We start from the raw sequence: 22,371 nt of genomic DNA, 5'->3' as shown, positions 1-22,371 counted from the left end.
CTACGAACAGCGTTCACATCCCGAAGGGTGAGCCCCCTATCGAGGCTTGAATGCGCTCGGATGAGCGATCATCGATACATTTGCGTTCAAGAGTTGAACGAACAAAGGGTGGCACCCAGTGCCACCCTTTGGAAGTCTTAGCCGCGATTTTTGCGCTCATGTGAGCGCAACCCCACCCATGCGTGGCGTATGTCACGCCGTCGGCGGCATAGTTTGTCAGCTGATTCTCAGCCTCCGGACGTGTCCAGTTCGGCGTCCTCGCCGACTCCGGCGCAGTCGTACGGATCCTTCAGCCAGCCGTCCGGCAGGACAACCCGGTTGTTTCCGGACGTGCGGCCACGGGGCCCGTCCGCGCTCTCGGGCCACGGCTGGTCCAGGTCGAGCTCGCTCAGATGAGCGTCGAGCTCGGCCAGGGAGGAGGTGACCGCCAGCTTCTTGCGCATCTCGGAACCCACCGAGAAGCCCTTCAGGTACCAGGCCACGTGCTTACGGAAGTCGATCACCCCGCGCGCCTCGTCGCCGATCCACTCCCCCAGCAGTTCCGCATGCCGGTGCATGGTCGCCGCGACCTCGCGCAGCGCGGGCCGGTGGAAGTCCTGCGGGCGCCCCTCGAAGGCCGCCACCAGGTCGTTGAACAGCCACGGCCGCCCCAGGCAGCCGCGTCCGACCACGACGCCGTCGCAGCCCGTCTCGCGCACCATGCGCAGCGCGTCCTCGGCGCACCAGATGTCGCCGTTGCCGAGCACGGGGATCTCCGGGACGTGCTCCTTGAGCCGGGCGATGGCCTCCCAGTCCGCGGTGCCGCCGTAGTGCTGGGCGGTGGTGCGGCCGTGCAGGGCGATGGCGGTGACCCCCTCCTCGACCGCGATCCGGCCGGCGTCCAGGTAGGTGAGGTGGTCGTCGTCGATGCCCTTGCGCATCTTCATGGTCACCGGCAGGTCGCCGGCGCCCGCGACGGCCTCGCGGAGGATGGCGCGCAGCAGGTTCCGCTTGTAGGGCAGGGCGGAGCCGCCGCCCTTGCGGGTCACCTTGGGGACCGGGCAGCCGAAGTTGAGGTCGATGTGGTCGGCGCGGTCCTCCTCGACGATCAGGCGGACCGCCTTGCCGACCGTGACGGGGTCGACCCCGTACAGCTGGATCGAGCGGGGCTTCTCGGTCTCGTCGAAGTGGATCAGCTGCATGGTCTTCTCGTTGCGCTCGACCAGCGCCCGGGTCGTGATCATCTCGCTCACGAACAGCCCCTTGCCGCCGCTGAACTCGCGGCAGAGGGTACGGAACGGGGCGTTGGTGATGCCGGCCATGGGCGCGAGCACCACCGGGGGCTGCACGGTGTGCGGGCCGATCGCGAGGGGGGCGGGGAGCGTGGTCATCCCCCCATTGTGGCCCAGCGGCCTCCCCCTACACATCTCTTTAGTTAGGCGTACTATCGGAAGCATGCAGGAGCCGAGCCGCCGCCGGAGGATGCTGGTGCTGGCGATCTGCTGCACGAGCCTGCTCATGGTCAGCCTCGACAGCACGGTCCTGAACGTCGCACTGCCCTCGATGCGCCGCGAGCTGGGCGCATCGGTCTCCGGCATGCAGTGGACGATCGACGCCTACACCGTGGTCCTGGCCTCGCTGCTGATCCTGGCGGGCTCCACCGCGGACCGCGTCGGGCGCCGTCGGGTGTTCGCCGCCGGCCTGGTCCTCTTCACGGCCGGCTCACTGCTGTGCTCGCTCGCCCCGGGGCTGCACTGGCTCGTCCCGTTCCGGATGGTCCAGGCGGCGGGCGGCTCGATGCTGAACCCCGTCGCCATGTCGATCATCACGAACACCTTCACCGAGCCGCGCGAACGGGCCCGCGCGATCGGCGCCTGGGGCGCGGTGGCCGGCCTGTCCATGGCGGCCGGGCCCGTGATCGGCGGGCTGCTCGTGGAATCGGCGGGCTGGCGGTCGATCTTCTGGGTCAACCTCCCCGTCGGGCTGCTGGGCCTCGCCCTGACCCTGCGCTACGTGCCGGAGTCGCGGGCCGAGCGGCCGCGCCGCCCGGACCCGGTCGGCCAGCTGCTGGTCATCGGCCTCCTCGGGGCGGTCACGTACGGGATCATCGAGGCCCCCGCCCTCGGCTGGCGGTCCCCGGTGATCCTCGGCTGCGCGCTCCTCACCGCGGCCTCGCTGACGGGACTGCTGCTGTACGAGCCCCGGCGGCCCGACCCGCTGATCGACCCGCGGTTCTTCCGCAGCGCCCCCTTCAGCGGGGCCACCGTGATAGCGGTCAGCGCCTTCGCCGCACTGTCCGGGTTCCTGTTCCTGAACACCCTCTTCCTCCAGGACGTACGCGGGCTGGACGCGCTGCACGCGGGGCTGTTCATGCTGCCCATGGCCGCGCTCGCCTTCGCGTGCTCGCTCCTGTCCGGGCTGCTCGTCGCCTCCCGCGGGCCGCGGCTGCCGCTGGTGCTGGCCGGGGCCGCGACGGCCGCCAGCGGGCTGATGTTCGCGGCGTTCTCGGCGGCCGACTCGTACCCGCTGATGTTCACCGGGTACTCCCTCTTCGGGATCGGCGTCGGCCTGGTCAACGCACCCGTCACGAACACGGCCGTCTCCGGCATGCCGCGGGCGCAGGCGGGCGTCGCCGCCGCGATCGCCTCCACGAGCCGGCAGACCGGAGCCACCCTGGGCGTCGCCGTCATCGGTACCGTCCTGGCGGCCGGGGTCGCGGGCGGCGCCGACGGCGCGGGCCTGTCGGACCCCGCGCTCTTCGCCGCGGCCGCCGCTCCGGCCTGGTGGATCATCACCGCCTGCGGCCTGGCCATCCTGGCCGTGGGGCTCGTGACCAGCGGCCGCTGGGCCAGGAAGACGGCCCTGCGGACGGCCCGCAGGTTGGAGCGGGCCGCGGCCTAGCTGTATTGCCCTGTGAGGTTGGGGACGCGGCTGGAGGGTGGCTTGCCTTCGAGTGCGGTGTGTCCGCGGTGGTGATTGTAGGAGTGCAGCCACTGCGGGAATGCCTCGCGCCGTTCGGTCTCTGACCGGTAAGGGCGGGCGTAGGCCCACTCGTCGAGGAGGGTGCGGTTGAAGCGTTCGACCTTGCCGTTGGTCTGGGGCCGGTAGGGCCGGGTTCGCTTGTGGGCGATCCCGGCCGCGGCCAGGGTGTCCCGCCAGGTGTGGGAGCGGTAGCAGGAGCCGTTGTCGGTCAGGACCCGTTCGACGGTGATCCCGGCGTCGGCGAAGAATGCCTGTGCGCGGGTCCAGAACGCGGTGGCGGTCTCCTTGGTCTCGTCGGCCAGGATCTCGCTGTAGGCCAGGCGGGAGTGGTCGTCGACGGCGGTGTGGAGGTAGCTGTAGCCGAGGTTGGGGCGGCCGTGGGCGGTGCGGGGCCGGGCGGGGTCCCGGTGTGCCGAGCTGTTGCGGCCGCCGCGGGCACGGCCGAGGGTTCTGTGTCCGCCGCCGTCGGGGATGTTGCCGAGCTTCTTGATGTCCACATGGACCAGTTCCCCGGGCCGCTCGCGTTCGTAGCGGCGTATGGGCCGGCCGGTGGCCCGGTCCAGGTGCGCCAGGCGGGCCAGGCCGAACCGGGCCAGGACCCGGTGGACGGTCGAGGGCACCAGCCCCAGCAGATACGCGATGCGGGCCGGGCCCCACCGGCGGGCGAGACGGACCTTGATGATCCGGCGCTCGGTGCGGGTCGGCGTGCGGCGGGGGCTGTGCAAGGGGCGGGAGGACCGGTCTGCCATGCCGGCCTCACCCAGGGCCCGGTAGCGGACCGCCCACCGCTGGGCCGTGGTCGGCGAGACCCTGAAACGCTCGGCTGCCCTCCGCAAGGGCCAGCCGTCCTCGACGACGCAGCGGGCCAGGCGCAGACGACCGGTCTCGGTCAGGGGTGCATTACGGTGGGGCATGAGGGCCTTCTGTCGTTCGGTGGAGATGTCGCAATCCACACCGAACCCGGAAGGCCCTCACCCGTTCAAGATGCTCCAACCGAGACCTGCATCACCTGTACACAACCTCCCCGGACAGAACACCTAGTGCTGTGACCGGGAACGTTTGCCGGGTCGGGTGGTCAGGCTGCGGTTGGTAGTGGTCTGCCGCCCCAGCGGAGGCCTTTCTCGCTTCGGATGCGGGCGCGTTCGCGTCGTTGTGCGGCGAGGACGTCGGGGTGGCGGGCGTTCTGGTTGCGCCAGCGCAGGTAGGCGTGCAGGGACCGGGTCTGGACGGTGTGGTTCGGATGGTTGGAGTTGGCCAGGGTGAACTGCCGCAGCGGCCCGAAGTGGGCCTCGATGGGGTTCGCCCAGGACGCGTAGGTCGGCGTGAAGCACAGCTCGACCTTGTTTCGGTCCGCCCACCTGCGGATTTTCCAGTTCAGGTGGGCGGAGAGGTTGTCGAGGATCACGTAGATCGGGGCGCCGTCCGGGCGGGCGGCCCGGATCGATCGCAGGGCGGCCCAGGTGTGGTCGATGCCTTTGCGCCTGCGGTTGATGCCCCACAGTTTGTCGTCGCCGACCGAGTAGCAGCCGTGGAAGTAGGTGATGCCGTGGGTGCGGCGGAAGGTGGCCGGCAGCCGGTCGGGCCGGCCCTGCTTCTTCCAGCAGGATCCGGCGGTCGGACGGATGCCGAGGGGGCCGAACTCGTCGAAGGCGAACGTGCGGTCGGGACGCTTGTTGACCGCGTATTCGATCCGGGCCAGCTTGGCGTCGAAGGCCGGGTCCGGGGACTCCTTCCAGGTCTTCGTGCGCTGGAAGGAGATCCCCCGGCGGGCCAGCAGGCAGCGCAGGGCTTCCCGGCCGATCCGGACGGGCCGGGAGATGTTGCGCCGCAGGTGATCGGCGAGTTTGCGGACCGACCAGCGGGTGAAGGGCTTGCCCAGCGCGGTCGGGCGGGTGGTGGCCGTCTGGACGACGAAGTCCTCGTCGTCACGATTCAGCAGGCGGGGACGGCCTCCCGCCCACCGAGGGTCCAGGCATGCGAGCCCGATCTCGTTGAAGCGGTGGATCACGTCGCGGACGGTGTCCTCGTCCGCCTGGACCAGCCGCGCGATCACCGGGACCGTGCTGCCGCCAGCGGAGGCCAGCAGCATCATCGCCCGCCTGAACCGCACCGAGCTGGTGCTGCCCCGCCGAACGATGTGCTGAAGCTTCTGCCCCTCCTGCTCGGTTAGCCCGCGGACCCTGACCGGTAACGCCATCCCGCCTCCCCATGCCAGTCGAAGTCGTCACATCCGACCAGCACAACGAGCAACCCGGCAAACGTTCCCGGTCACAGCACTAGCCGCCGGCGCCCTCCACCGGCCTCCCTGCATCCGGCTGCCCGCACTTCGACGTCCCCGCGAGGCCCTTCCCGCCCGCGTCTCGGACTCCCTGCCACCCCCTCCGCACCACCCCGGCCCTGACGGGTGACAGATATTGAAATCTGTCACCCGTCATGCCATTCTCGTTTCCATGGAAACGAACCAGAGCACCGGCCCGACCCCCGCCCACCCCCGCCGCACCCTCGGCGCCACCGGCCCCGCCGTCTTCCCGCTCGGCCTCGGCTGCATGGGCATGTCCGCGCTCTACGGCGAGGCAGACCGCGGCGAGTCGATCGCGACCGTCCACGCGGCGCTGGACGCCGGCGTGACACTGCTCGACACCGGCGACTTCTACGGCATGGGCCACAACGAGCTGCTCATCAACGAGGCCCTGCGCACCGCGCCGGCCGCCGCCCGCGAGCAGGCGCTGACCAGCGTGAAGTTCGGCGCGCTGCGTACGGTCGAGGGCGGGTTCACCGGCTACGACGGCCGCCCGGCGGCCGTGAAGAACTTCCTCGCCTACTCGCTGCAACGGCTGGGCCGGGACCACATCGACATCTACCGGATCGCCCGCGTGGACCCGGACGTGCCGATCGAGGAGACGGTCGGCGCCATCGCCGAAGCCGTGGAGGCGGGGCACGTGCGGCACATCGGCCTGTCCGAGGTCGGGGCGCAGACCCTGCGCCGGGCCGCGGCGGTGGCGCCCATTTCCGACCTCCAGATCGAGTACTCGCTGGTCTCCCGCGGCATCGAGGAGGAGATCCTGCCGACCGCCCGCGAGCTCGGCATCGGGGTCACCGCGTACGGGGTCCTCTCCCGCGGCCTGATCAGCGGCCACTTCTCGCGCGACCGGGAGCTGGCGCCCGGCGACTTCCGCGGCATGAGCCCCCGCTTCCGGGGCGAGAACCTCCAGCGGAACCTCGACCTGGTCGAGGCGCTGCGCAAGGTCGCCGAGGGCAAGGGCATCAGCGTGGCCCAGGCCGCCATCGCCTGGGTGCTCTCGCGCGGCGAGGACATCGTTCCGCTGGTCGGCGCCCGCCGCCGGAACCGCCTCGCCGAGGCACTCGGTGCCATGGACGTGGAGCTGACACCGGCCGACCTCACAGCCATTGAAGACGCGGTCCCGGCCGGGGCCGCCGCCGGTGCGCGCTACCCGGAGGCCCAGATGGCCCACCTCGACAGCGAGCACTGAGGCGGCTGTACGGTCGTACCCATGTCACCCGCTGCCGCCGAGCCCCTGACCCCCGAGCGCATCCTCGAAACCACCGAGGAGGTGCTGCGCCGCTTCGGCCCCACCAAGGCAACGGTGGTGGACGTGGCACGCGCCCTGGGCGTCAGCCACGGCAGCGTCTACCGGCACTTCCCGTCGAAGGCGGCGCTGCGCGAGGCCGTCACGGACCGCTGGCTCTCGAAGAGCGTCGACCGCCTGGAGGGGATCGCCTCCGCCTCCGGTGAGAGCGCCCCCACCAAGCTGGAGGCGTGGCTGGAGGCACTGTTCGACGCCAAGCGCCACAAGGCGGGTGACGATCCCGAGCTGTTCGCGACGTACACGGTGCTGCTGGCCGAGAACAGCAGGGTGGTGGACCACCACCTGACCCAGCTGATCGGCCAGCTGGGCCGGATCATCGCCGAGGGGGTCGATGCGGGCACCCTCACCGCCGCGGACGTCCCGGCCGCCGCCCGTGCGGTGTTCGACGCCACCGGGCGGTTCCACGACCCGCAGTACGCGGCCGAGTGGAACTCGCCCACGATCGTCGAGGAGTTCGAGGCGGTCACCGCCCTCGTGGTCCGGGGCCTGCGCGCCTGACGAGGTCCGACCATGGCCGGAATGAATCATCCCGCACGGTTTGATGATCATTTGGCGCGCGTCATGCTTGTTCGTGACTCGTCAAAACTTACGGTTCCCCTACCGCACTTGTCAGGCACCTTCCAGGGGGAACCTTGTCCACTCACACACCTCAGGCAGCACAGCCGGCGCCTCCGGCGCGCTCCGGCGGCGCGGCCGCGATCGGCTGGATCCTGACGATCGGCCTCAACGTGGTCGCGCCGATCATCACCTACAACTACCTGCACGACCACGGCTGGAGCGAGGTCAGCGCACTGCTCATCAGCGGCGCCTGGCCCGTGGTCGACAACATCGTGGTCCTCGCCTGGCGCCGCAAGCTCGACGAGTTCGCCATGGTGACGCTGGCGTTCCTCGTCATCACGGCCGTGGTGTCCCTGGCCGGTGCCAACTCGACCCGCACCCTGCTCATCAAGGACTCCTGCGTCACCGGACTGTTCGGGCTGCTCTGCCTGGCCACCCTGCTCGCGCCGCGCCCGCTGATGTTCTACTTCGGCCGCAAGTTCGCGACCGACGGCACGCCGGAGAGCACCGCCTGGTGGAACGGCCTGTGGCAGCTGGAGGGCTTCCGGCGGACGCAGACCGTGATGACCGCGGTCTGGGGTGTGGCCTACCTCCTGGAGGCGGGCGTGCGCATTGCTCTGGCCTACGTGCTGGACACCGACACGATGGTGGCGATCAGCCCCGTCATGGCCTACGGGGTGCTCGGCGCGCTGGCGCTGTGGACCGTGTACTACGGCAAGAAGGCCAAGGCCGAGGGCGCGCGCCGCGCCGCCGCCAGGGCCGCGGCCGAGGCGGAGGCCGGCCGCACCGCCACGGCCTGACCCCCGGGAACACGACGGTGGCCCGGTGCGCAGCACGCGCACCGGGCCACCGCCCGTTCCAGCGGGACCTAGCAGCCGAGCAGGCGGCTGCCGAGGTAGGCCTGGATCTGGTCCAGGGAGACGCGCTCCTGCTTCATGGTGTCGCGCTCGCGCACGGTCACCGCGTTGTCGTCCAGGGTGTCGAAGTCGACGGTGACGCAGAACGGCGTACCGATCTCGTCCTGGCGGCGGTAGCGGCGGCCGATGGCGCCCGCGTCGTCGAACTCGATGTTCCAGTTCTTGCGCAGGTCGGCGGCGAGGCCCTTGGCCTTCGGCGACAGCTGCGCGTTGCGGGACAGCGGCAGGACGGCGACCTTGATCGGGGCCAGGCGCGGGTCGAGGCGCATCACGGTGCGCTTCTCCATGACGCCCTTGGCGTTCGGGGCCTCGTCCTCGTTGTACGCGTCGAGCATGAAGGCGAGCATGGCGCGGTTGACACCGGCCGCCGGCTCGATGACGTACGGGGTGTAGCGCTCACCGGCCTCCTGGTCGAAGAAGGTGAGGTCCTGACCGGACGCCGCGGAGTGCGCCTTCAGGTCGTAGTCCGTGCGGTTGGCGACGCCCTCCAGCTCGGAGAACTCGCTGCCGCCGAAGTTGAAGCGGTACTCGATGTCGGCGGTGCGCTTCGAGTAGTGGGAGAGCTTCTCCTTCGGGTGCTCGTACCAGCGGATGTTCTCCTCACGGATGCCCAGGTCGCGGTACCAGTTCCACCGCTCCTGCATCCAGTACTCCTGCCACTGCTCGTCCTCGCCCGGCTTGACGAAGAACTCCATCTCCATCTGCTCGAACTCGCGGGTGCGGAAGATGAAGTTGCCGGGCGTGATCTCGTTGCGGAAGGACTTGCCCATCTGCGCGATGCCGAACGGCGGCTTCTTGCGCGAGGAGGTCTGCACGACGGCGAAGTTGGTGAAGATGCCCTGGGCGGTCTCGGGACGCAGGTACGCCTTGGAGCCGGTGTCCTGGGTCGGGCCGAGGTGGGTCTCCAGCATGCCGGAGAACTGCTTCGGCTCGGTGAACTGGCCCTTCACACCGCAGTGGGGGCAGTTGATGTCGGCCAGGCCGTTCTCGGGGAGGCGGCCGTGCTTGGCCTCGTACGCCTCTTCCAGGTGGTCGGCGCGGTGGCGCTTGTGGCAGGCGGTGCACTCGGTCAGCGGGTCCGAGAAGGTGGCGACGTGGCCCGAGGCCACCCAGACCTCGGGGGCCAGGATCACGGAGGAGTCGATGCCGACGACGTCCTCACGGCCGGTGACCATCGCCTTCCACCACTGGCGCTTGATGTTCTCCTTGAGCTCAACACCAAGCGGACCGTAGTCCCAGGCAGCCCTGGAGCCACCGTAGATCTCACTGCACGGGTACACGAAGCCACGGCGCTTGCTCAGGCTGACGATGGTTTCGATCTTGTCGGCGGCCACGGTGCTCTCTTCATGACGAGGACGAACGCGAATGCCTCAGGGTAGCGGCGCCCGCACCCTCCCTTTCAAATCGGTATCCCCTTTCACGGTCCGCCCGACCCCCACGACCAGGGTTTTTGACAACGGTTTCCATTCCTGATGAAAATGGATGTCATGAACGCACGACGCCTCATACCCTCCGCCGCCCTCGCCGGAGCCGTCGCCCTCGCCGCCACGGCCCTCACCGGCTGCTCCGGAGCAGCCGCCTCGAGCACCGGCAAGGACGGCAGGCTCGCCGTGACGGCGTCGTTCTACCCGATGCAGTTCCTCGCCGAGCAGATAGGCGGGGACCACGTGGCCGTCGTCTCCCTGACCAAGCCGGGCGTGGAGCCGCACGACCTGGAGATCACGCCCAAGCAGACCGGCCGGCTCGGCCAGTCCGACGTGGTCGTCTACCTCAAGGGCCTCCAGCCCGCCGTCGACGAGGCCGTCGCCCAGTCCGGCGTGAAGGCCGTCGTCGACGCCGCCGCGCTCACCGAGCTGGAGGCCCACGGCCCCTCCGGCCACGACCACGACCACGCCCACGGCGACGCCCACGCCCACGAGGGCGAGGAGGGCCACGCCGAGGGGCACGCCCACGACCACGGCGAGTCCGGAGCCGACCCGCACCTCTGGCTCGACCCGGCGAAGTACGCCGAGGTCGCCAAGGGCGTCGGCGCGGCCCTGGAGAAGGCCGACCCCGACCACGCCGCGGACTACCGGAAGAACACCGACGAGCTGGTCGGCAAACTCACCGCGCTCGACGCCGAGTTCAAGAACGGCCTGCAGAACACCGCCTCCCGGACCTTCATCACCACCCATGCCGCCTTCGGCTACCTCGCCGAGCGCTACGGCCTCGACCAGGAGGGCATCTCCGGCGTCGACCCCGAGTCCGAGCCGAGCCCCGCCCGGATGAAGGAACTCCAGGAGCTGGCGAAGAAGGAGAATGTCTCCACCGTGTTCTTCGAGACCCTGGCCAGCGACAAGACGGCCAAGAGCCTCGCCACCGACACGGGCCTGAAGACCGACGTCCTCGACCCGCTCGAGGGAATCACCGATCAGTCCCAGGGCGCTGACTACTTCGAGGTCATGCGGTCCAACCTCAAGAACCTGCAGAAGGCGCTCGGGAGCAAGTGATGGCAGTAACGGAGGCGCGTGCCATGGAATCCCAGCCCGCGGAGGTAGCGGACCAGCCCGTCATATCCCTGCGCGGGGCCGTCGCCTCGCTCGGCTCGCGCCCCGTACTGCGCGGGGTGGACCTCACCGTCCGGCGCGGCGAGGTCGTCGCCCTGCTCGGCGCCAACGGCTCCGGCAAGTCCACGGCCGTGCGCGCCGTCGTCGGCCAGGTGCCCCTGTCGGGGGGTGAGCTGTCACTGTTCGGCACGGACTTCAAGCGCTTCCGCGACTGGTCGCGCATCGGCTACGTCCCGCAGCGCACGACCGCCGCCAGCGGCGTCCCGGCCACCGTCCGCGAGGTCGTCTCCGCCGGCCGCCTCGCCCGGTCCCGGTTCGGCATCCTGCGCAAGGCCGACAAGGCCGCCGTCGAGCGGGCCCTGTCCCTGGTCGACATGGACGCGTACGCGCAGTCCTCCGTGAACGCCCTCTCCGGCGGCCAGCACCAGCGCGTGCTCATCGCCCGGGCGCTCGCCGTCGAACCCGAACTACTGATCATGGACGAGCCGATGGCCGGCGTCGACCTCGCCAACCAGGAGGTCCTCGCGGCCGCCCTGCGCGAGCAGGTCGCGGCCGGCTCGACCGTCCTGCTCGTCCTGCACGAGCTGGGCCCGCTGGAGCCGCTGATCGACCGCGCCGTCGTCCTGCGCGACGGCTGCGTCGTCCACGACGGACCGCCCCCGGAGGCGGTGGGCCAGCACGCCCTGCCCGGCCACGACCACGTACACCCCCACGCGGCGCACGACGCCGAGCCCCTGCGGACGGGACTGCTGAGCTGATGGAACTCCTCACCTTCGCCTTCATGCAGCGGGCGCTGCTCGCGGCCGTCCTGGTCGGCCTCACCGCGCCCGCCATCGGTACGTACCTCGTCCAGCGCCGCCAGGCGGTCATGGGCGACGGCATCGGGCACGTGGCCATGACCGGTGTCGCGCTCGGCTTCCTGCTGAACGCCAGCCCGGTGTGGATCGCCACCCTCGTCGCCGTCATCGGCGCGGTCGGCATGGAGCTCATCCGCTCCCGCGGCAGGACGAGCGGCGACATCGCGCTCGCCATGCTGTTCTACGGCGGCCTCGCCGGCGGCGTCATGATCATCAACCTGGCTCCGGGCGGTTCCACCGCCAATCTGACCAGCTACCTCTTCGGCTCCATCACCACCGTCTCCGCCGAGGACGTCACCGCCGTCGTGGTCCTCGCCGCCTTCGTGGTCGCCGTGACCCTGGGCCTGCGCCGGCAGCTGTTCGCCGTCTGCCAGGACGAGGAGTTCGCGCGGGTCACCGGTCTGCCGGTGCGCCTGCTGAACCTGCTCATCGCGGTCACCGCCGCGATCACCGTCACCGTGGCCATGCGGATCGTCGGCCTGCTGCTGGTCAGCGCCATGATGGTGATCCCGGTCGCGGCCGCCCAGCGGATCACCCGCGGCTTCACCGCCACGCTGGCGACGGCCATGGCCATCGGCGTGCTCGTGTCCCTGTCCGGGACCGTGGCCACGTACTACCTCGACGCCCCCTCCGGCGGCACCATCGTGCTGCTCGCCATCGGCGTCTTCATGGTGATGACGGCGCTGTCCGCGCCACTGGCCCGGCGCAGGGCGAAGGCCGCCCGCGCCGCCGAGGCGGTCTGCACCCGGGACGACGTGAAGGTCGATGTGACGGTCTAGGACGGCCGGGGAGGGACCGCCGCCTGGCACAATGGGCGCGAGGCCGACACGAGGAGGAACCGGTGGCGACTGCGCCTGGCGAGACGAATGCCGCGCCAGTACGAGGACGATCCACCCGGCAGCGGGCAGCCGTCGCGGCGGCGCTGGACGAGGTGGACGAGTTCCGCAGCGCCCAGGAGCTGCACGACATGCTCAGGCACCGCGGTGACTCCGTGGGCCTGACCACGGTCTACCGGACCCTCCAGTCCCTCGCCGACGCCGGTGAGGTCGACGTGCTGCGCACCAGCGACGGCGAGTCCGTCTACCGGCGCTGCTCCACCGGGGACCACCACCACCACCTGGTCTGCCGCGGCTGCGGCAAGGCCGTCGAGGTCGAGGGCCCGGCCGTGGAGAAGTGGGCGGAGTCCATCGCCGCCGAGCACGGCTTCGTGAACGTCGCCCACACGGTGGAGATCTTCGGCACCTGCGCCGACTGCGCGGCCGCGGCCGCCTCCTGAGCACTCCCGCCCAACCTGCGGGCCGGTGCTGCGGCCGGAAGGATCACCGCCCCGCCGCGACGCCCGGCACCGCACTAGAGACGGCGCAGGCGGCCGTCCAGGAGCGTCCGCAGCCGGTCCACGTCCCCCGGTTCCCGGACCCCGCGCTTGGGGATCACCGTCATGGCAGCCGCCCCCTTCGCGACGTCCAGCAGGACGAAGGTGTCGGCGGTCTCCGCGTACGCGGGCTGCGCACCCCACTCCAGCCGGGTCGAGGAGCGCGCCGTGGCCACCAGGATCCCGGTCCCGTCCACGCGAGTCCGGGTCTCGCCGGCCCTCGCGAGCAGCCCGGCGAAAGCGCGCGCCTGGAGCCGCGGCCCGAACAGCGCGAGCCCGCAGATCACCAACCCGCCCGCGAGCACGGCCAGGCTCTTGGGCACGGGCTGCCCGACCGCGAGCGTGCCGCCGCCCAGGGCGACGAGCATGACCCCGACGAGGGGCACGAGCCACCGCTGCCGGCGCAGCTCGGGCGTGGCGGTGTTCCGGACCCTGATCGCCTGCGCCAGGTCCGCCGTGGTGACCTCGTAGACGAGCTCGACGGCCGCCTCCCGGCCATCGGCCACGCCCGACCGCCCCATCTCCTGCATGTGCATGACCGGGGAGCCTACAGCCGCGACAGGGCTCCCGCGCCGGCGGCGCGGGAGCCCGGGGGTGACGTCAGACCGCGGAGGTGGGCGGTTCGACCTGGTTCGGGACGGCGCCGCCGAAGCGGCGGTCGCGCTGGGCGTACTCCAGGCAGGCCTGCCACAGGTGACGGCGGTCAAAGTCCGGCCACAGCACGTCCTGGAAGACCATCTCGGCGTACGCGCTCTGCCAGATCAGGTAGTTGGAGGTGCGCTGCTCGCCGCTGGGGCGCAGGAACAGGTCCACGTCCGGCATGTCCGGGTAGTACAGGTACCTGGCGAGGGTCTTCTCGTTGACCTTCGACGGGTCCAGCCGGCCGGCCTTCACGTCCTCGGCGAGCGCCTGGGCGGCGTCGGCGATCTCCGCGCGGCCGCCGTAGTTCATGCAGAAGTACAGGGTCAGCTTGTCGTTGCCCTTGGTCTGCTCCTGCGCGATCTGGAGCTCCTTGGCCACCGACTTCCACAGCTTCGGCATGCGGCCCACCCAGCGCACCCGGATGCCGAGCTCGTCGAGCTGGTCGCGGGTCTTGCGGATGAAGTCGCGGTTGAAGTTCATCAGGAAGCGGACCTCGTCGGGCGAGCGCTTCCAGTTCTCGGTGGAGAAGGCGTACAGGGAGATGCTGCCGACGCCCATCTCGATCGCGCCCTGGAGGACGTCGAGGACCCGCTCGGCGCCCACCTTGTGGCCCTCGGTGCGCGGCAGGCCGCGCTCCTTGGCCCAGCGGCCGTTGCCGTCCATCACGATGGCGACGTGCTGCGGGACCAGCTCGCCGGGGATCTTCGGCGGCCGGGCACCGGTGGGGTGCGGCTCGGGGAGCGTGTACTCGCGGCGGGAGCGTCCCAGGAATCCGCGTACTGCCATGGCGCTTTGGTCTCCGATCTCGGTCACTTCTCTACGTAACGCAAGGAACGCAGCCCGCGCTCCAGATGCCAGTGCAGATAGGCGGAGACGAGTCCGCTCCCCTCGCGCACGTACCGCGGCTCCGCCGCGTCGGCGGTCGCCCAGTCCCCCGTCAGCAGGGCGCTGAGCAGCCCGATGGCCTCAGCTGATGGTACGACGCTGCCGGCCACCCGGCAGTCGCCGCAGACGACCCCGCCCGCGCCGACGGAGAAGTGCCGGTTGGGGCCGTGGATCCCGCACTTCGCGCAGTCGTCGAAGCTGGGCGCGTAGCCGTTGACCGCGAGCGAGCGCAGCAGGAAGGCGTCCAGGATCAGGTTCGGTGCGTGCTCGCCGCGGGAGAGGGTGCGCAGGGCCCCGATGAGCAGCAGGTACTGCTGGACGGCGGGCTCGCCCTCGTTCTCGGTGAACCGCTCGGCGGTCTCCAGCATCACGGTGCCGGCGGTGTAGCGGGCGTAGTCGGTGACGACGCCGTTGCCGTACGGGGCGATGATCTCGGTCTGGGTGCACAGCGGCAGGCTGCGGCCGACGAGTTCGTTGCCGCGGGCGAAGAACTGCACGTCGACGTGGGAGAAAGGTTCCAGCCCGGCGCCGAACTTCGACTTGGTGCGCCGTACCCCGCGGGCGACGGCCCGCACCCGTCCGTGGCCGCGGGTCAGCAACGTGATGATGCGGTCCGCCTCCCCGAGCTTCTGGGTGCGCAGCACGATGCCGTCGTCGCGGAACAGACTCATGCGCCCATTGTCGCCTGTGCGGGGGAAGCGGCGGCCCCCGCCCGGACACCGGTCCGGACGGGGGCCGCACGCCCCTCGGGAGGGCTCAGGAGGCGGGTGCGGGCGCGCCCTCGGCGTCCTGAGCACCCTGGGCGTCGGGTTGGGCGGGCAGCTTCGCCGGGAGGGCCACGGCAGTGTGCGCGTCGTCCCTGCTCAGGCCGTTGAAGACCAGGTTGAGCACGATCGCCGCCGTGGCGCCGAGCGTCACGCCGCTGCCCAGCAACGAGGAGAGGTCCGGGTCCATGTGGTCCTTGAAGAGGACCGGGACGGTGGCCGGGAGCAGGGCGAAGGCCAGGGAGACGCCCACGACCAGCGCGTTCTTCTCCTCCTTGAGGTCGGCTTTGGCGAGGGTCTGGATGCCGGCCAGGGCGACCATGGCGAACATGACGGTCGCGGCCCCGCCGAGGACGCCGTGCGGGACGGAGGCGACGATCGCGGCGGCCTTCGGCAGCAGACCGAGGAGGATCATGAACACGCCGGCCGCGACGACCACGAAGCGGCTCTTGACCTTGGTCATCCGTACGAGGCCGACGTTCTCGGCGAAGGCCACGTACGGGAAGGAGTTGAGCACGCCGCCGAGGGCGGTGGCGGCCCCGTCGGCGCGCAGGGCGCGGGCCACGGTCTCGCTGTCGACCTCCCTGCCGACGATGTCGCCGACGGCGTAGGTGTCGCCGGTCGTCTCGACCATGGTGATCAGCATGACGACGAGCATGAGGACGATCGGGAACCACTCGAACTTCGGCGTCCCGAAGTGGAAGGGGGTCGTGATGCCGATCCAGTCCGCCTGGGAGACGCTGCCGAACTTCGCGTCCCCCAGCAGGAAGGCGACGGCCGTTCCGCCGACCAGGCCGAGCAGGATGGCGATCGAGGACAGGAACGGCCTGCCCAGCCTCATCAGCACCAGGATGAAGAGCATGGTGCCGCCGGCGTAGGCGAAGTGCTTCGGGTCGCCGAAGTCCGGGCTGCCGAGGCCGCCCGCCGCGTCGTTCAGGCCGACCGGCAGCAGCACGATGCCGAGGACCGTGATCACGGTGCCGGTGACGACCGGCGGGAACAGCCGCATGACCGCCCGGAAGGCCTTGGCGGGCAGCCAGGCGAAGGCGAAGGTCGCCATGCCGGCCGTGATGACGGCTCCGTAGACCACCAGGAGGGCCGCGGTGCCCCCGCCGGCGCCGAGGCCGATGGCGATCATCGGGGAGACCGCCGTGAAGGTGACGCCCTGGATCAGCGGGAGGCGGGCGCCGATCCGGCCGATGCCCCATGCCTGGACGATGGAGGCGATGCCGCAGGTGAACAGGTCCGCGTTGATCAGGTAGACCAGGTCTTCGGGGCTCAGCTTCAGTGCGCCGCCGACGATGATCGGGACGATCACCGCGCCGGCGTAGAAGGCGAGTACGTGCTGGAAGCCGTACAGGGCGAGTCGGGGTACGGGAAGCACCTCGTCGACCGGGTGGGTGCTCTGCTCTCCGTCGGCGGAGAGCCGGGCGGCGACACGTGCCATCGGGCTTGCCCTTCAAGAGGTGGTGAACGGGAGGAGGCTGGTTGTCCCTGGGCGAAGTGGGTCGGACCCGTTGGTCCGCCAGGGTTGTCAGTGCGTTCACGTGAATCGAAGCCCCGCTGTGTTACCGGCGGTGTCTCGGCGTGTGACCGGAATTGAACGCCCGTGGGAGGGGGCACACCTATCGTCGACTTCCACAAACTGTCGACGCCTGGGGAAGGCCCGATGTGTGGGTTCCTCCAGTGGTCTACGCCGTCGCGACGGGATATGGCCGGCCGCCGGCCGTTCCCCCGGCCCCGGCCGCACGAACGCTCGGCCCGTCCTGTGCGACCTGCGGCGATGCCCTGCCCGGGCACGCGGACGGCGCGGGCCGTCGGCCCGCGCCGGGTGTCCACGTGCTGGAACCGCCCGCCGCGGCGCAGCCGGAACCCACCCGCCCCGCGGTGTGTTCTCGGCCCGGCGAGGCCGGATCGTTACCTCCGCACGGCCCGTCAGGGGGCCCTTACGGCCGACAGCAGGCGCGCCACCTCGTCGGAGCCCAACCGCAGCGCCGCGCCGACCGTGGCGAGGACCTCGCGTTCGGCGGGGGTGTACGGGCCGTCCGCCAGGGCGATCCGCGCGCCCTGGAGCAGGATCGACGCCCGGCCGGGTGCGGCCAGGTGCGGCGCCAGCGGTTCCAGGGCCTCGTGCAGCTCGATGGCCAGGGCGGCCCCGCAGCAGTCGGGGGCGTCGTACAGCCCGAGCCGGCCCTCCTCGCTGGCCAGCGCCTGGACGAGGGACTCCAACTGCTCCTGGGTGCAGTCCTGGAAGCCCGCCGCCCGGACGGTCGACACGGCGGCCTCCAGCGCGCCGCGCGCGGCGGTGCCGCCCGCCGCGAGCACGGCCAGGGCGACGGTGTGCACGGCGTCGCGCAGCAGCGCGGAGAAGCGGGTGGTGGTGAGCTGGTCGAGGACCTCGGTGTCGAAGCGCTCCCGGCAGCCCTGGCATTCGACGACGGGGCCCGCCTCGCCGCGCGGCAGCAGCGGGACTCCGAGGACGGTGAACCGGCGACGGCCGGTCCGCCGGCGGTAGTTGCGGTCGCCGCCGCAGCCCGGGCAGAAGAACTCCCCGTCGCCCACCGTGCTCCACGTGGTACGGATGCCCCAGACCGCCGGCTTCCGGTCGTCCCCACCCCGAACTGGCAGCACGTCGCACCTCCGTAACTCCCCCGTGGCTTTGCGGGCACGGGCGGGACCCCAGGCGCCATCACCGGGTTGGCGTGATGTTAGCCACATCGGTGAGGATGCGTCAGTCGTGTGACAAGACAACATCCCCCATCGGCAGCACTTGGCCGGTCTGTTCCCCTGCGCCTCCCACAGCGGCCCGCCCGTTGTCCCTACGCTCGCCCGCGTGAACGACACGTCCTGTCTGGTCACGGGGGCTGCGAGCGGGATCGGCCGGGCCACCGCGCGGCTGCTGGCCCGCTCCGGCGCCCGGGTGACCGCGGCCGACATCAACGGCCCCGGGCTGGCCGACCTGCGTACGGAACTGGCCGCCGAGGGCTTCGACGTCACCCTGGTGACCGGTGACGTCGCCGATCCGGAGGACAACCGGGCGATGGTCCGGGCCGCGGTCGAGGCATACGGGCGGCTCGACGTGGCCGTGGCGAACGCCGGGGTGCTGCCGCTTTCGGACGTACGCGAGACCAGTCCGCAGGACTGGGACCGGGTCATGGCGGTGGACGGCCGCGGGATGTTCCTGACCTGCAAGTACGCGATCGAGGCGATGATCGCGCAGCCGGAGGCCGGGGGTGCGCTGGTCTGCGTCTCCTCGATCTCGGGGGTGGCCGGGCAGGCCCGGCAGGCGGCCTACGGGCCGGCGAAGTTCGTCGCGTCGGGGCTGACGAAGCACCTGGCGGTGGAGTGGGCGGCGCACGGGATCCGCGTCAACGCGGTGGCACCGGGGACCATCCGGACGGAGCGGGTGCTCGCGCTGTCGGACGAGCCGGGCGGGCCGGAATACCTCGCCGAGGTGTCCGCAGCGCATCCGATGGGACGGCTCGGGGAGCCGGACGAGGTGGCCCGGGTGATCGCCTTCCTCGCGTCGGACGCGGCCTCGTTCGTGACGGGCGTGGTCCTTCCGGTGGACGGCGGCTACCTGGCCCGCTGAGCGGCCGGCGCAGCGCGCCGGCGGCCCGCGGAACGCCGCTGCCCCGCGCCTCCGGACGGAGGGGCGGGGCAGCGGCGCGCCAGGCGCGGTGACACGGGTGCTGGCAGCCGGTCGTACCGGCCGCAGGCGGATGGTCAGCGGCCGGCGCGGTTGACGGCGGAGACGACCGCCTTCAGCGAGGCGCGCGTGGTGTTGGCGTCGATGCCGATGCCCCACAGGACGCGGCCGTCGATCGCGCACTCGATGTACGAGGCGGCCACGGCGGAGGCGCCCTCGCTCATCGTGTGCTCGGTGTAGTCCAGCAGGCGCGCGTCGATGCCGATGGCGGCCAGCGCGTCGAAGAAGGCCGAGATCGGACCGTTGCCGGTGCCGTTCAGGACCGTCTCCACGCCGTCCACGACCGCCTCGACGGTCAGCGTGTCCGTGCCGTCCTTGTCGGTGGCCGTCGAGCCGGCGCGCAGCTGGATGCGGCCCCACGGGTTGTCGGGGTTGGGCAGGTACTCGTCCGAGAAGATGTCCCAGATGGCCTTCGGGGTGACCTCGCCGCCCTCGGCGTCGGTCATGGCCTGGATGATCTTCGAGAACTCGATCTGCATGCGGCGCGGCAGGTCCAGCTTGTGGTCGTTCTTCAGGACGTACGCGACGCCGCCCTTGCCGGACTGCGAGTTGACGCGGATGACCGCCTCGTAGGAGCGGCCGACGTCCTTGGGGTCGATCGGCAGGTACGGCACGGCCCACTCGATCTCGTCCACCGTCTTGCCCTGGGCGGCCGCGTCGGCCTCCATGGCGTCGAAGCCCTTCTTGATGGCGTCCTGGTGGGAGCCGGAGAAGGCGGTGTACACCAGGTCGCCCGCGTAGGGGTGGCGCGGGTGGACCGGCATCTGGTTGCAGTACTCGCTGGTGCGGCGGATCTCGTCGATCTGCGAGAAGTCGATCTGCGGGTCGATGCCCTGCGAGAACAGGTTCATGCCCAGGGTGATCAGGTCGACGTTGCCGGTGCGCTCGCCCTGCCCGAACAGGCAGCCCTCGATGCGGTCGGCGCCGGCCATCAGCGCCAGCTCGGCGGCGGCGACGGCGGTGCCGCGGTCGTTGTGCGGGTGCACGGAGATGCAGATGTGCTCGCGGCGGGTCAGGTTGCGGGCCATCCACTCGAAGCGGTCCGCGTGCGTGGACGGCGTCGAGCGCTCCACGGTGGCGGGCAGGTTCAGGATGATCTCGCGGCCGGGTCCGGGCTGCCAGACGTCGCAGACGGCCTCGCAGACCTCCAGGGCGAAGTCCAGCTCGGTGTCGGTGAAGATCTCGGGGCTGTACTGGTAGCCGAAGACGGTCTCGGGGCCCAGCAGCTTGTCGGCGTACTCCATGACCAGGCGGGTGCCGTCGACGGCGATCTGCTTGATCTGCTCCTTGGAGCCGCGGAAGACGACCCGGCGGAAGGTCGGGGCGGTGGCGTTGTACAGGTGGACGGTGGCGCGCTTGGCGCCGACCAGCGACTCCACGGTCCGCTCGATCAGGTCCTCGCGGGCCTGGGTCAGGACGGAGATGGTGACGTCGTCCGGGATCGCGCCCTCTTCGATGATGGAGCGGACGAAGGCGAAGTCCGTCTCGCCGGAGGAGGGGAAGCCGACCTCGATCTCCTTGTAGCCCATGCGCACCAGCAGGTCGAACATCTCGCGCTTGCGGGCCGGGGTCATCGGGTCGATCAGCGACTGGTTGCCGTCGCGCAGGTCGGTGGACAGCCAGCGGGGGGCCTCGGTCACGCGCGCGTCCGGCCAGGTGCGGTCAGGCAGGTCGACCTGCTCGTAGCGGCCGTACTTGTGGATCGGCATCCCGGAGGGCTGCTGGGTGTGGGTCGCGTTCGTGATCGGCGTGGGGCGACCGGCGAAGGGGTGCTGACTCATGCGTAGGGCTCCTCGGGTGTCCGCGGGGGGATCGCTGGAACGGCCGACGGCGGTCGTAAACCGCAACACCAGACTCCGCGGGGAGGGGGTCGACCTACGACTACAGACCCTCGCCGCGGCAGCTAAGCAGAAGCAGCCCGAAACGCATGATGGGCCGAGCCTAGCCGAGCCGCGCCGTGGCGCGAGGGACCGTTTCAGTATGCGGGACCCGCCTGTCCGATTTACACCCCTTTATGAATTTCGCCTCTTTCGATCACTGGAGGTCCGGTGGAAGCGTCAACACCGCCGACCGCTTTCAGACAACCGAATGAATCATGGTTGCAGGTAGTGACAGCACCGTGACCCGCTGCCACATTGCCGGGATGGATGCATCCCACGTTCACGCCCCCACCCAGGGCAGTACCCCCCGCCACCCGGTCTTCTGCACCGTCGTGCCGCCGCACCTGCTCGACCGGATCGCCCGGTCCCAGAACGCCCGGCGCGCCGAGGCCGCCCTGCGCACCCTCGAACACGACGGGCCCCTGCGCACCCGGCGCAGGATCACCACCGTCCGCGGATTCGCGCCCCCCACCCTCGGGGCGCCCGTGCCGGACGGGCCCCGCCGGACGATCCACGACGCCCAGCACCGCACCCGGCTGCCCGGGAAGAAGGTCCGCGTCGAGGGCGACCCGGTCGCCCAGGACGCCACCGTCAACCGCGCCTACGCGGGCCTGGGGGCCACGTACGAGCTGCTTTTCTCGGCCTTCGGGCGGCGCTCGATCGACGACGCCGGCCTGCCCCTGAGCGCTTCCGTGCACTACGGCCAGGACTACAACAACGCCTTCTGGGACGGCGAGCAGATGGTCTTCGGCGACGGCGACGGCGACCTCTTCCTCGACTTCACCGTCGCCGTGGACGTCATCGGCCACGAACTCGCCCACGGCGTCACCCAGTACACGGCCAACCTGGAGTACTACGGCCAGTCGGGCGCCCTCAACGAGTCGATGTCCGACGTCTTCGGCTCGCTGATCAAGCAGTACACCCTCGACCAGACGGCCGACCAGGCGGACTGGCTGATCGGCGCCGGCCTGCTCGGCCCCGAGGTCAGCGGGGTCGCACTGCGTTCGATGAAGGCGCCCGGCACCGCGTACGACGACGACGAACTCGGCAAGGACCCGCAGCCGGCCACGATGGACGACTACGTCCGCACGAACCGGGACAACGGCGGCGTCCACATCAACTCCGGCATCCCGAACCACGCCTTCTACCTGGTCGCCACCGACCTCGGCGGCAAGGCGTGGGAGCGCGCCGGGCAGATCTGGTACGACGCGCTGACCGGCGGCGAGCTCAGCGCCGACGCCGACTTCACGGACTTCGCCCGGCTGTCGGCGGCGGCCGCCGCGACCCGCTACGGGGACGGCAGCGCGGAACACCGCGCCCTGCAGAAGGCCTGGGCTGCGGTCGGCCTGGGCTAGGCGGCCGCTGCGGGGTAGAAGGACGGGCATGCGGATTCAGGTGGTACGGACGGGCGGTTTCGCGGGCATCGAGCGCCGGGCCGAGGTGGACACCTCGGGCCGGTCGGACGAGGACGAGTGGCAGGCCCTGGCGCAGCTGGCGCTGCGGCCCGCCGCCGCCTCCCCGGGGGCGGCCCGGGTCCGGGACGGTTTCTCGTACCGGATCACGGTCGACGGGCGGACGGTGACCTGCGAGGAGCCCGACCTGTCGGAGGCCCAGCGGACCCTGATCACAAAGCTGCTCAAGGAAGGTGCCTGAGCAGGGCGCCTTTGCTTGG

General features: G+C 70.9%; 21 protein-coding genes. 11 read left to right on the top strand and 10 right to left on the bottom strand.

Annotation, left to right across the window (positions count from 1 at the left end; all coding sequences use genetic code 11):
- Positions 1 to 227: 227 nt before the first annotated feature.
- Positions 228 to 1,370, bottom strand: a complete 1,143-nt coding sequence (gene dusB / locus ACSHWO_RS22915; protein WP_438314364.1) for a tRNA dihydrouridine synthase DusB — start codon at positions 1,368 to 1,370, stop codon at positions 228 to 230.
- 64 nt (positions 1,371 to 1,434) lie between these two features.
- On the opposite strand from dusB, the gene ACSHWO_RS22910 reads away from it, so the two are divergent.
- A complete protein-coding gene (locus ACSHWO_RS22910) occupies positions 1,435 to 2,880 on the top strand; it encodes an MFS transporter (RefSeq protein ID WP_438314362.1) in 1,446 nt (481 codons plus the stop codon).
- Here ACSHWO_RS22910 and ACSHWO_RS22905 read toward each other — a convergent pair.
- Entirely contained in the window at positions 2,877 to 3,875 is a 999-nt protein-coding gene (locus tag ACSHWO_RS22905) for an IS481 family transposase (protein WP_438309881.1), read from the bottom strand. The two genes, ACSHWO_RS22910 and ACSHWO_RS22905, sit on opposite strands and share 4 nt — an antisense overlap.
- A 161-nt stretch (positions 3,876 to 4,036) precedes the next feature.
- Positions 4,037 to 5,158, bottom strand: a complete 1,122-nt coding sequence (locus tag ACSHWO_RS22900) for an IS630 family transposase (RefSeq protein WP_438310239.1) — start codon at positions 5,156 to 5,158, stop codon at positions 4,037 to 4,039.
- A 253-nt stretch (positions 5,159 to 5,411) separates the two neighbouring features.
- Between ACSHWO_RS22900 and ACSHWO_RS22895 the strand changes: the two genes are divergently transcribed.
- The 3 genes from ACSHWO_RS22895 to ACSHWO_RS22885 all read left to right on the top strand — a co-directional run bounded on the left by ACSHWO_RS22895 (position 5,412) and on the right by ACSHWO_RS22885 (position 7,927).
- The gene (locus ACSHWO_RS22895) at positions 5,412 to 6,452 is read left to right on the top strand and encodes an aldo/keto reductase (protein WP_438314359.1); all 1,041 of its coding nucleotides are present in this window, start codon (positions 5,412 to 5,414) and stop codon (positions 6,450 to 6,452) included.
- Between the two features lie 21 nt (positions 6,453 to 6,473).
- The gene (locus ACSHWO_RS22890; protein WP_385842166.1) at positions 6,474 to 7,067 is read left to right on the top strand and encodes a TetR/AcrR family transcriptional regulator; all 594 of its coding nucleotides are present in this window, start codon (positions 6,474 to 6,476) and stop codon (positions 7,065 to 7,067) included.
- A gap of 134 nt (positions 7,068 to 7,201) precedes the next feature.
- Complete coding sequence (locus ACSHWO_RS22885; RefSeq protein ID WP_438314356.1) at positions 7,202 to 7,927, top strand: VC0807 family protein; 726 nt, start codon at positions 7,202 to 7,204, stop codon at positions 7,925 to 7,927.
- A gap of 68 nt (positions 7,928 to 7,995) precedes the next feature.
- Here the strand turns inward: ACSHWO_RS22885 and ACSHWO_RS22880 are convergent, their stop codons facing one another.
- Positions 7,996 to 9,378: a glycine--tRNA ligase gene (locus ACSHWO_RS22880; protein ID WP_361083847.1), complete on the bottom strand. Its 1,383-nt coding sequence runs from the start codon at positions 9,376 to 9,378 to the stop codon at positions 7,996 to 7,998.
- Positions 9,379 to 9,531: 153 nt separating this feature from the next.
- Here ACSHWO_RS22880 and ACSHWO_RS22875 point away from each other — a divergent pair, with 153 nt between their 5' ends.
- From ACSHWO_RS22875 to ACSHWO_RS22860, 4 genes are all read left to right on the top strand, one after another.
- Positions 9,532 to 10,533, top strand: coding sequence for a metal ABC transporter substrate-binding protein (locus tag ACSHWO_RS22875; protein WP_438314352.1), 1,002 nt, complete (start codon positions 9,532 to 9,534; stop codon positions 10,531 to 10,533).
- Positions 10,534 to 10,556: 23 nt separating this feature from the next.
- On the top strand, positions 10,557 to 11,348 hold the full coding sequence (locus ACSHWO_RS22870; RefSeq protein WP_438314349.1) for a metal ABC transporter ATP-binding protein: 792 nt from the start codon (positions 10,557 to 10,559) through the stop codon (positions 11,346 to 11,348).
- Positions 11,348 to 12,226 (top strand): metal ABC transporter permease, encoded by an 879-nt coding sequence (locus ACSHWO_RS22865; protein ID WP_361083856.1) that lies wholly within the window; start codon positions 11,348 to 11,350, stop codon positions 12,224 to 12,226. Before ACSHWO_RS22870 ends, ACSHWO_RS22865 begins: the two co-directional genes overlap by 1 nt.
- A gap of 62 nt (positions 12,227 to 12,288) precedes the next feature.
- Complete coding sequence (locus ACSHWO_RS22860; RefSeq protein ID WP_361083859.1) at positions 12,289 to 12,723, top strand: Fur family transcriptional regulator; 435 nt, start codon at positions 12,289 to 12,291, stop codon at positions 12,721 to 12,723.
- A gap of 74 nt (positions 12,724 to 12,797) precedes the next feature.
- On the opposite strand, the gene ACSHWO_RS22855 is transcribed toward ACSHWO_RS22860, so the two are convergent.
- The 5 genes from ACSHWO_RS22855 to ACSHWO_RS22835 all read right to left on the bottom strand — a co-directional run bounded on the left by ACSHWO_RS22855 (position 12,798) and on the right by ACSHWO_RS22835 (position 17,741).
- Entirely contained in the window at positions 12,798 to 13,355 is a 558-nt protein-coding gene (locus ACSHWO_RS22855; protein ID WP_438314344.1) for a YcxB family protein, read from the bottom strand.
- A 64-nt stretch (positions 13,356 to 13,419) separates the two neighbouring features.
- Entirely contained in the window at positions 13,420 to 14,247 is an 828-nt protein-coding gene (locus tag ACSHWO_RS22850; protein WP_438314341.1) for an isoprenyl transferase, read from the bottom strand.
- A 23-nt stretch (positions 14,248 to 14,270) separates the two neighbouring features.
- Positions 14,271 to 15,017 carry a DNA repair protein RecO gene (recO, locus tag ACSHWO_RS22845; protein ID WP_361083866.1) on the bottom strand — a complete coding sequence of 249 codons (747 nt, stop codon included), beginning with the start codon at positions 15,015 to 15,017 and terminating at the stop codon, positions 14,271 to 14,273.
- Positions 15,018 to 15,102: 85 nt separating this feature from the next.
- Positions 15,103 to 16,557: a nucleobase:cation symporter-2 family protein gene (locus tag ACSHWO_RS22840; RefSeq protein ID WP_385842202.1), complete on the bottom strand. Its 1,455-nt coding sequence runs from the start codon at positions 16,555 to 16,557 to the stop codon at positions 15,103 to 15,105.
- A gap of 488 nt (positions 16,558 to 17,045) precedes the next feature.
- Positions 17,046 to 17,741 (bottom strand): TerB family tellurite resistance protein, encoded by a 696-nt coding sequence (locus tag ACSHWO_RS22835; RefSeq protein WP_438314336.1) that lies wholly within the window; start codon positions 17,739 to 17,741, stop codon positions 17,046 to 17,048.
- A gap of 202 nt (positions 17,742 to 17,943) precedes the next feature.
- Here ACSHWO_RS22835 and ACSHWO_RS22830 point away from each other — a divergent pair, with 202 nt between their 5' ends.
- The gene (locus tag ACSHWO_RS22830) at positions 17,944 to 18,702 is read left to right on the top strand and encodes an SDR family NAD(P)-dependent oxidoreductase (protein WP_385842212.1); all 759 of its coding nucleotides are present in this window, start codon (positions 17,944 to 17,946) and stop codon (positions 18,700 to 18,702) included.
- 134 nt (positions 18,703 to 18,836) lie between these two features.
- Here the strand turns inward: ACSHWO_RS22830 and leuA are convergent, their stop codons facing one another.
- The gene (gene leuA / locus ACSHWO_RS22825) at positions 18,837 to 20,600 is read right to left on the bottom strand and encodes a 2-isopropylmalate synthase (RefSeq protein ID WP_361083878.1); all 1,764 of its coding nucleotides are present in this window, start codon (positions 20,598 to 20,600) and stop codon (positions 18,837 to 18,839) included.
- Between the two features lie 362 nt (positions 20,601 to 20,962).
- On the opposite strand from leuA, the gene ACSHWO_RS22820 reads away from it, so the two are divergent.
- A complete protein-coding gene (locus ACSHWO_RS22820; protein ID WP_438314331.1) occupies positions 20,963 to 22,054 on the top strand; it encodes a M4 family metallopeptidase in 1,092 nt (363 codons plus the stop codon).
- Between the two features lie 28 nt (positions 22,055 to 22,082).
- Positions 22,083 to 22,352 carry a protealysin inhibitor emfourin gene (locus ACSHWO_RS22815; RefSeq protein ID WP_361083883.1) on the top strand — a complete coding sequence of 90 codons (270 nt, stop codon included), beginning with the start codon at positions 22,083 to 22,085 and terminating at the stop codon, positions 22,350 to 22,352.
- The last annotated feature ends 19 nt before the right edge of the window (positions 22,353 to 22,371 follow it).

The sequence above is a fragment of the Streptomyces pallidus (ex Mingjun et al. 2026) genome, from assembly GCF_051550185.1.
Lineage (GTDB): Bacteria > Actinomycetota > Actinomycetes > Streptomycetales > Streptomycetaceae > Streptomyces.
Note: the sequence above shows the minus strand (reverse complement) of the source record. Positions and strands in the feature narration are given on the sequence as shown.

Excerpts from the sequence above, each read along its gene's own strand:
- ACSHWO_RS22890 (WP_385842166.1), top strand. The coding sequence starts at position 6,474 with ATGTCACCCGCTGCCGCCGAGCCCCTGACCCCCGAGCGCATCCTCGAA.
- ACSHWO_RS22865 (WP_361083856.1), top strand. The coding sequence starts at position 11,348 with ATGGAACTCCTCACCTTCGCCTTCATGCAGCGGGCGCTGCTCGCGGCC.
- ACSHWO_RS22900 (WP_438310239.1), bottom strand. The coding sequence starts at position 5,158 with ATGGCGTTACCGGTCAGGGTCCGCGGGCTAACCGAGCAGGAGGGGCAG.
- ACSHWO_RS22875 (WP_438314352.1), top strand. The coding sequence starts at position 9,532 with ATGAACGCACGACGCCTCATACCCTCCGCCGCCCTCGCCGGAGCCGTC.
- recO (WP_361083866.1), bottom strand. The coding sequence starts at position 15,017 with ATGAGTCTGTTCCGCGACGACGGCATCGTGCTGCGCACCCAGAAGCTC.
- ACSHWO_RS22850 (WP_438314341.1), bottom strand. The coding sequence starts at position 14,247 with ATGGCAGTACGCGGATTCCTGGGACGCTCCCGCCGCGAGTACACGCTC.
- leuA (WP_361083878.1), bottom strand. The coding sequence starts at position 20,600 with ATGAGTCAGCACCCCTTCGCCGGTCGCCCCACGCCGATCACGAACGCG.
- ACSHWO_RS22855 (WP_438314344.1), bottom strand. The coding sequence starts at position 13,355 with ATGCACATGCAGGAGATGGGGCGGTCGGGCGTGGCCGATGGCCGGGAG.
- ACSHWO_RS22910 (WP_438314362.1), top strand. The coding sequence starts at position 1,435 with ATGCAGGAGCCGAGCCGCCGCCGGAGGATGCTGGTGCTGGCGATCTGC.
- ACSHWO_RS22815 (WP_361083883.1), top strand. The coding sequence starts at position 22,083 with ATGCGGATTCAGGTGGTACGGACGGGCGGTTTCGCGGGCATCGAGCGC.
- ACSHWO_RS22905 (WP_438309881.1), bottom strand. The coding sequence starts at position 3,875 with ATGCCCCACCGTAATGCACCCCTGACCGAGACCGGTCGTCTGCGCCTG.
- ACSHWO_RS22820 (WP_438314331.1), top strand. The coding sequence starts at position 20,963 with ATGGATGCATCCCACGTTCACGCCCCCACCCAGGGCAGTACCCCCCGC.
- ACSHWO_RS22895 (WP_438314359.1), top strand. The coding sequence starts at position 5,412 with ATGGAAACGAACCAGAGCACCGGCCCGACCCCCGCCCACCCCCGCCGC.
- ACSHWO_RS22870 (WP_438314349.1), top strand. The coding sequence starts at position 10,557 with ATGGAATCCCAGCCCGCGGAGGTAGCGGACCAGCCCGTCATATCCCTG.
- dusB (WP_438314364.1), bottom strand. The coding sequence starts at position 1,370 with ATGACCACGCTCCCCGCCCCCCTCGCGATCGGCCCGCACACCGTGCAG.
- ACSHWO_RS22840 (WP_385842202.1), bottom strand. The coding sequence starts at position 16,557 with ATGGCACGTGTCGCCGCCCGGCTCTCCGCCGACGGAGAGCAGAGCACC.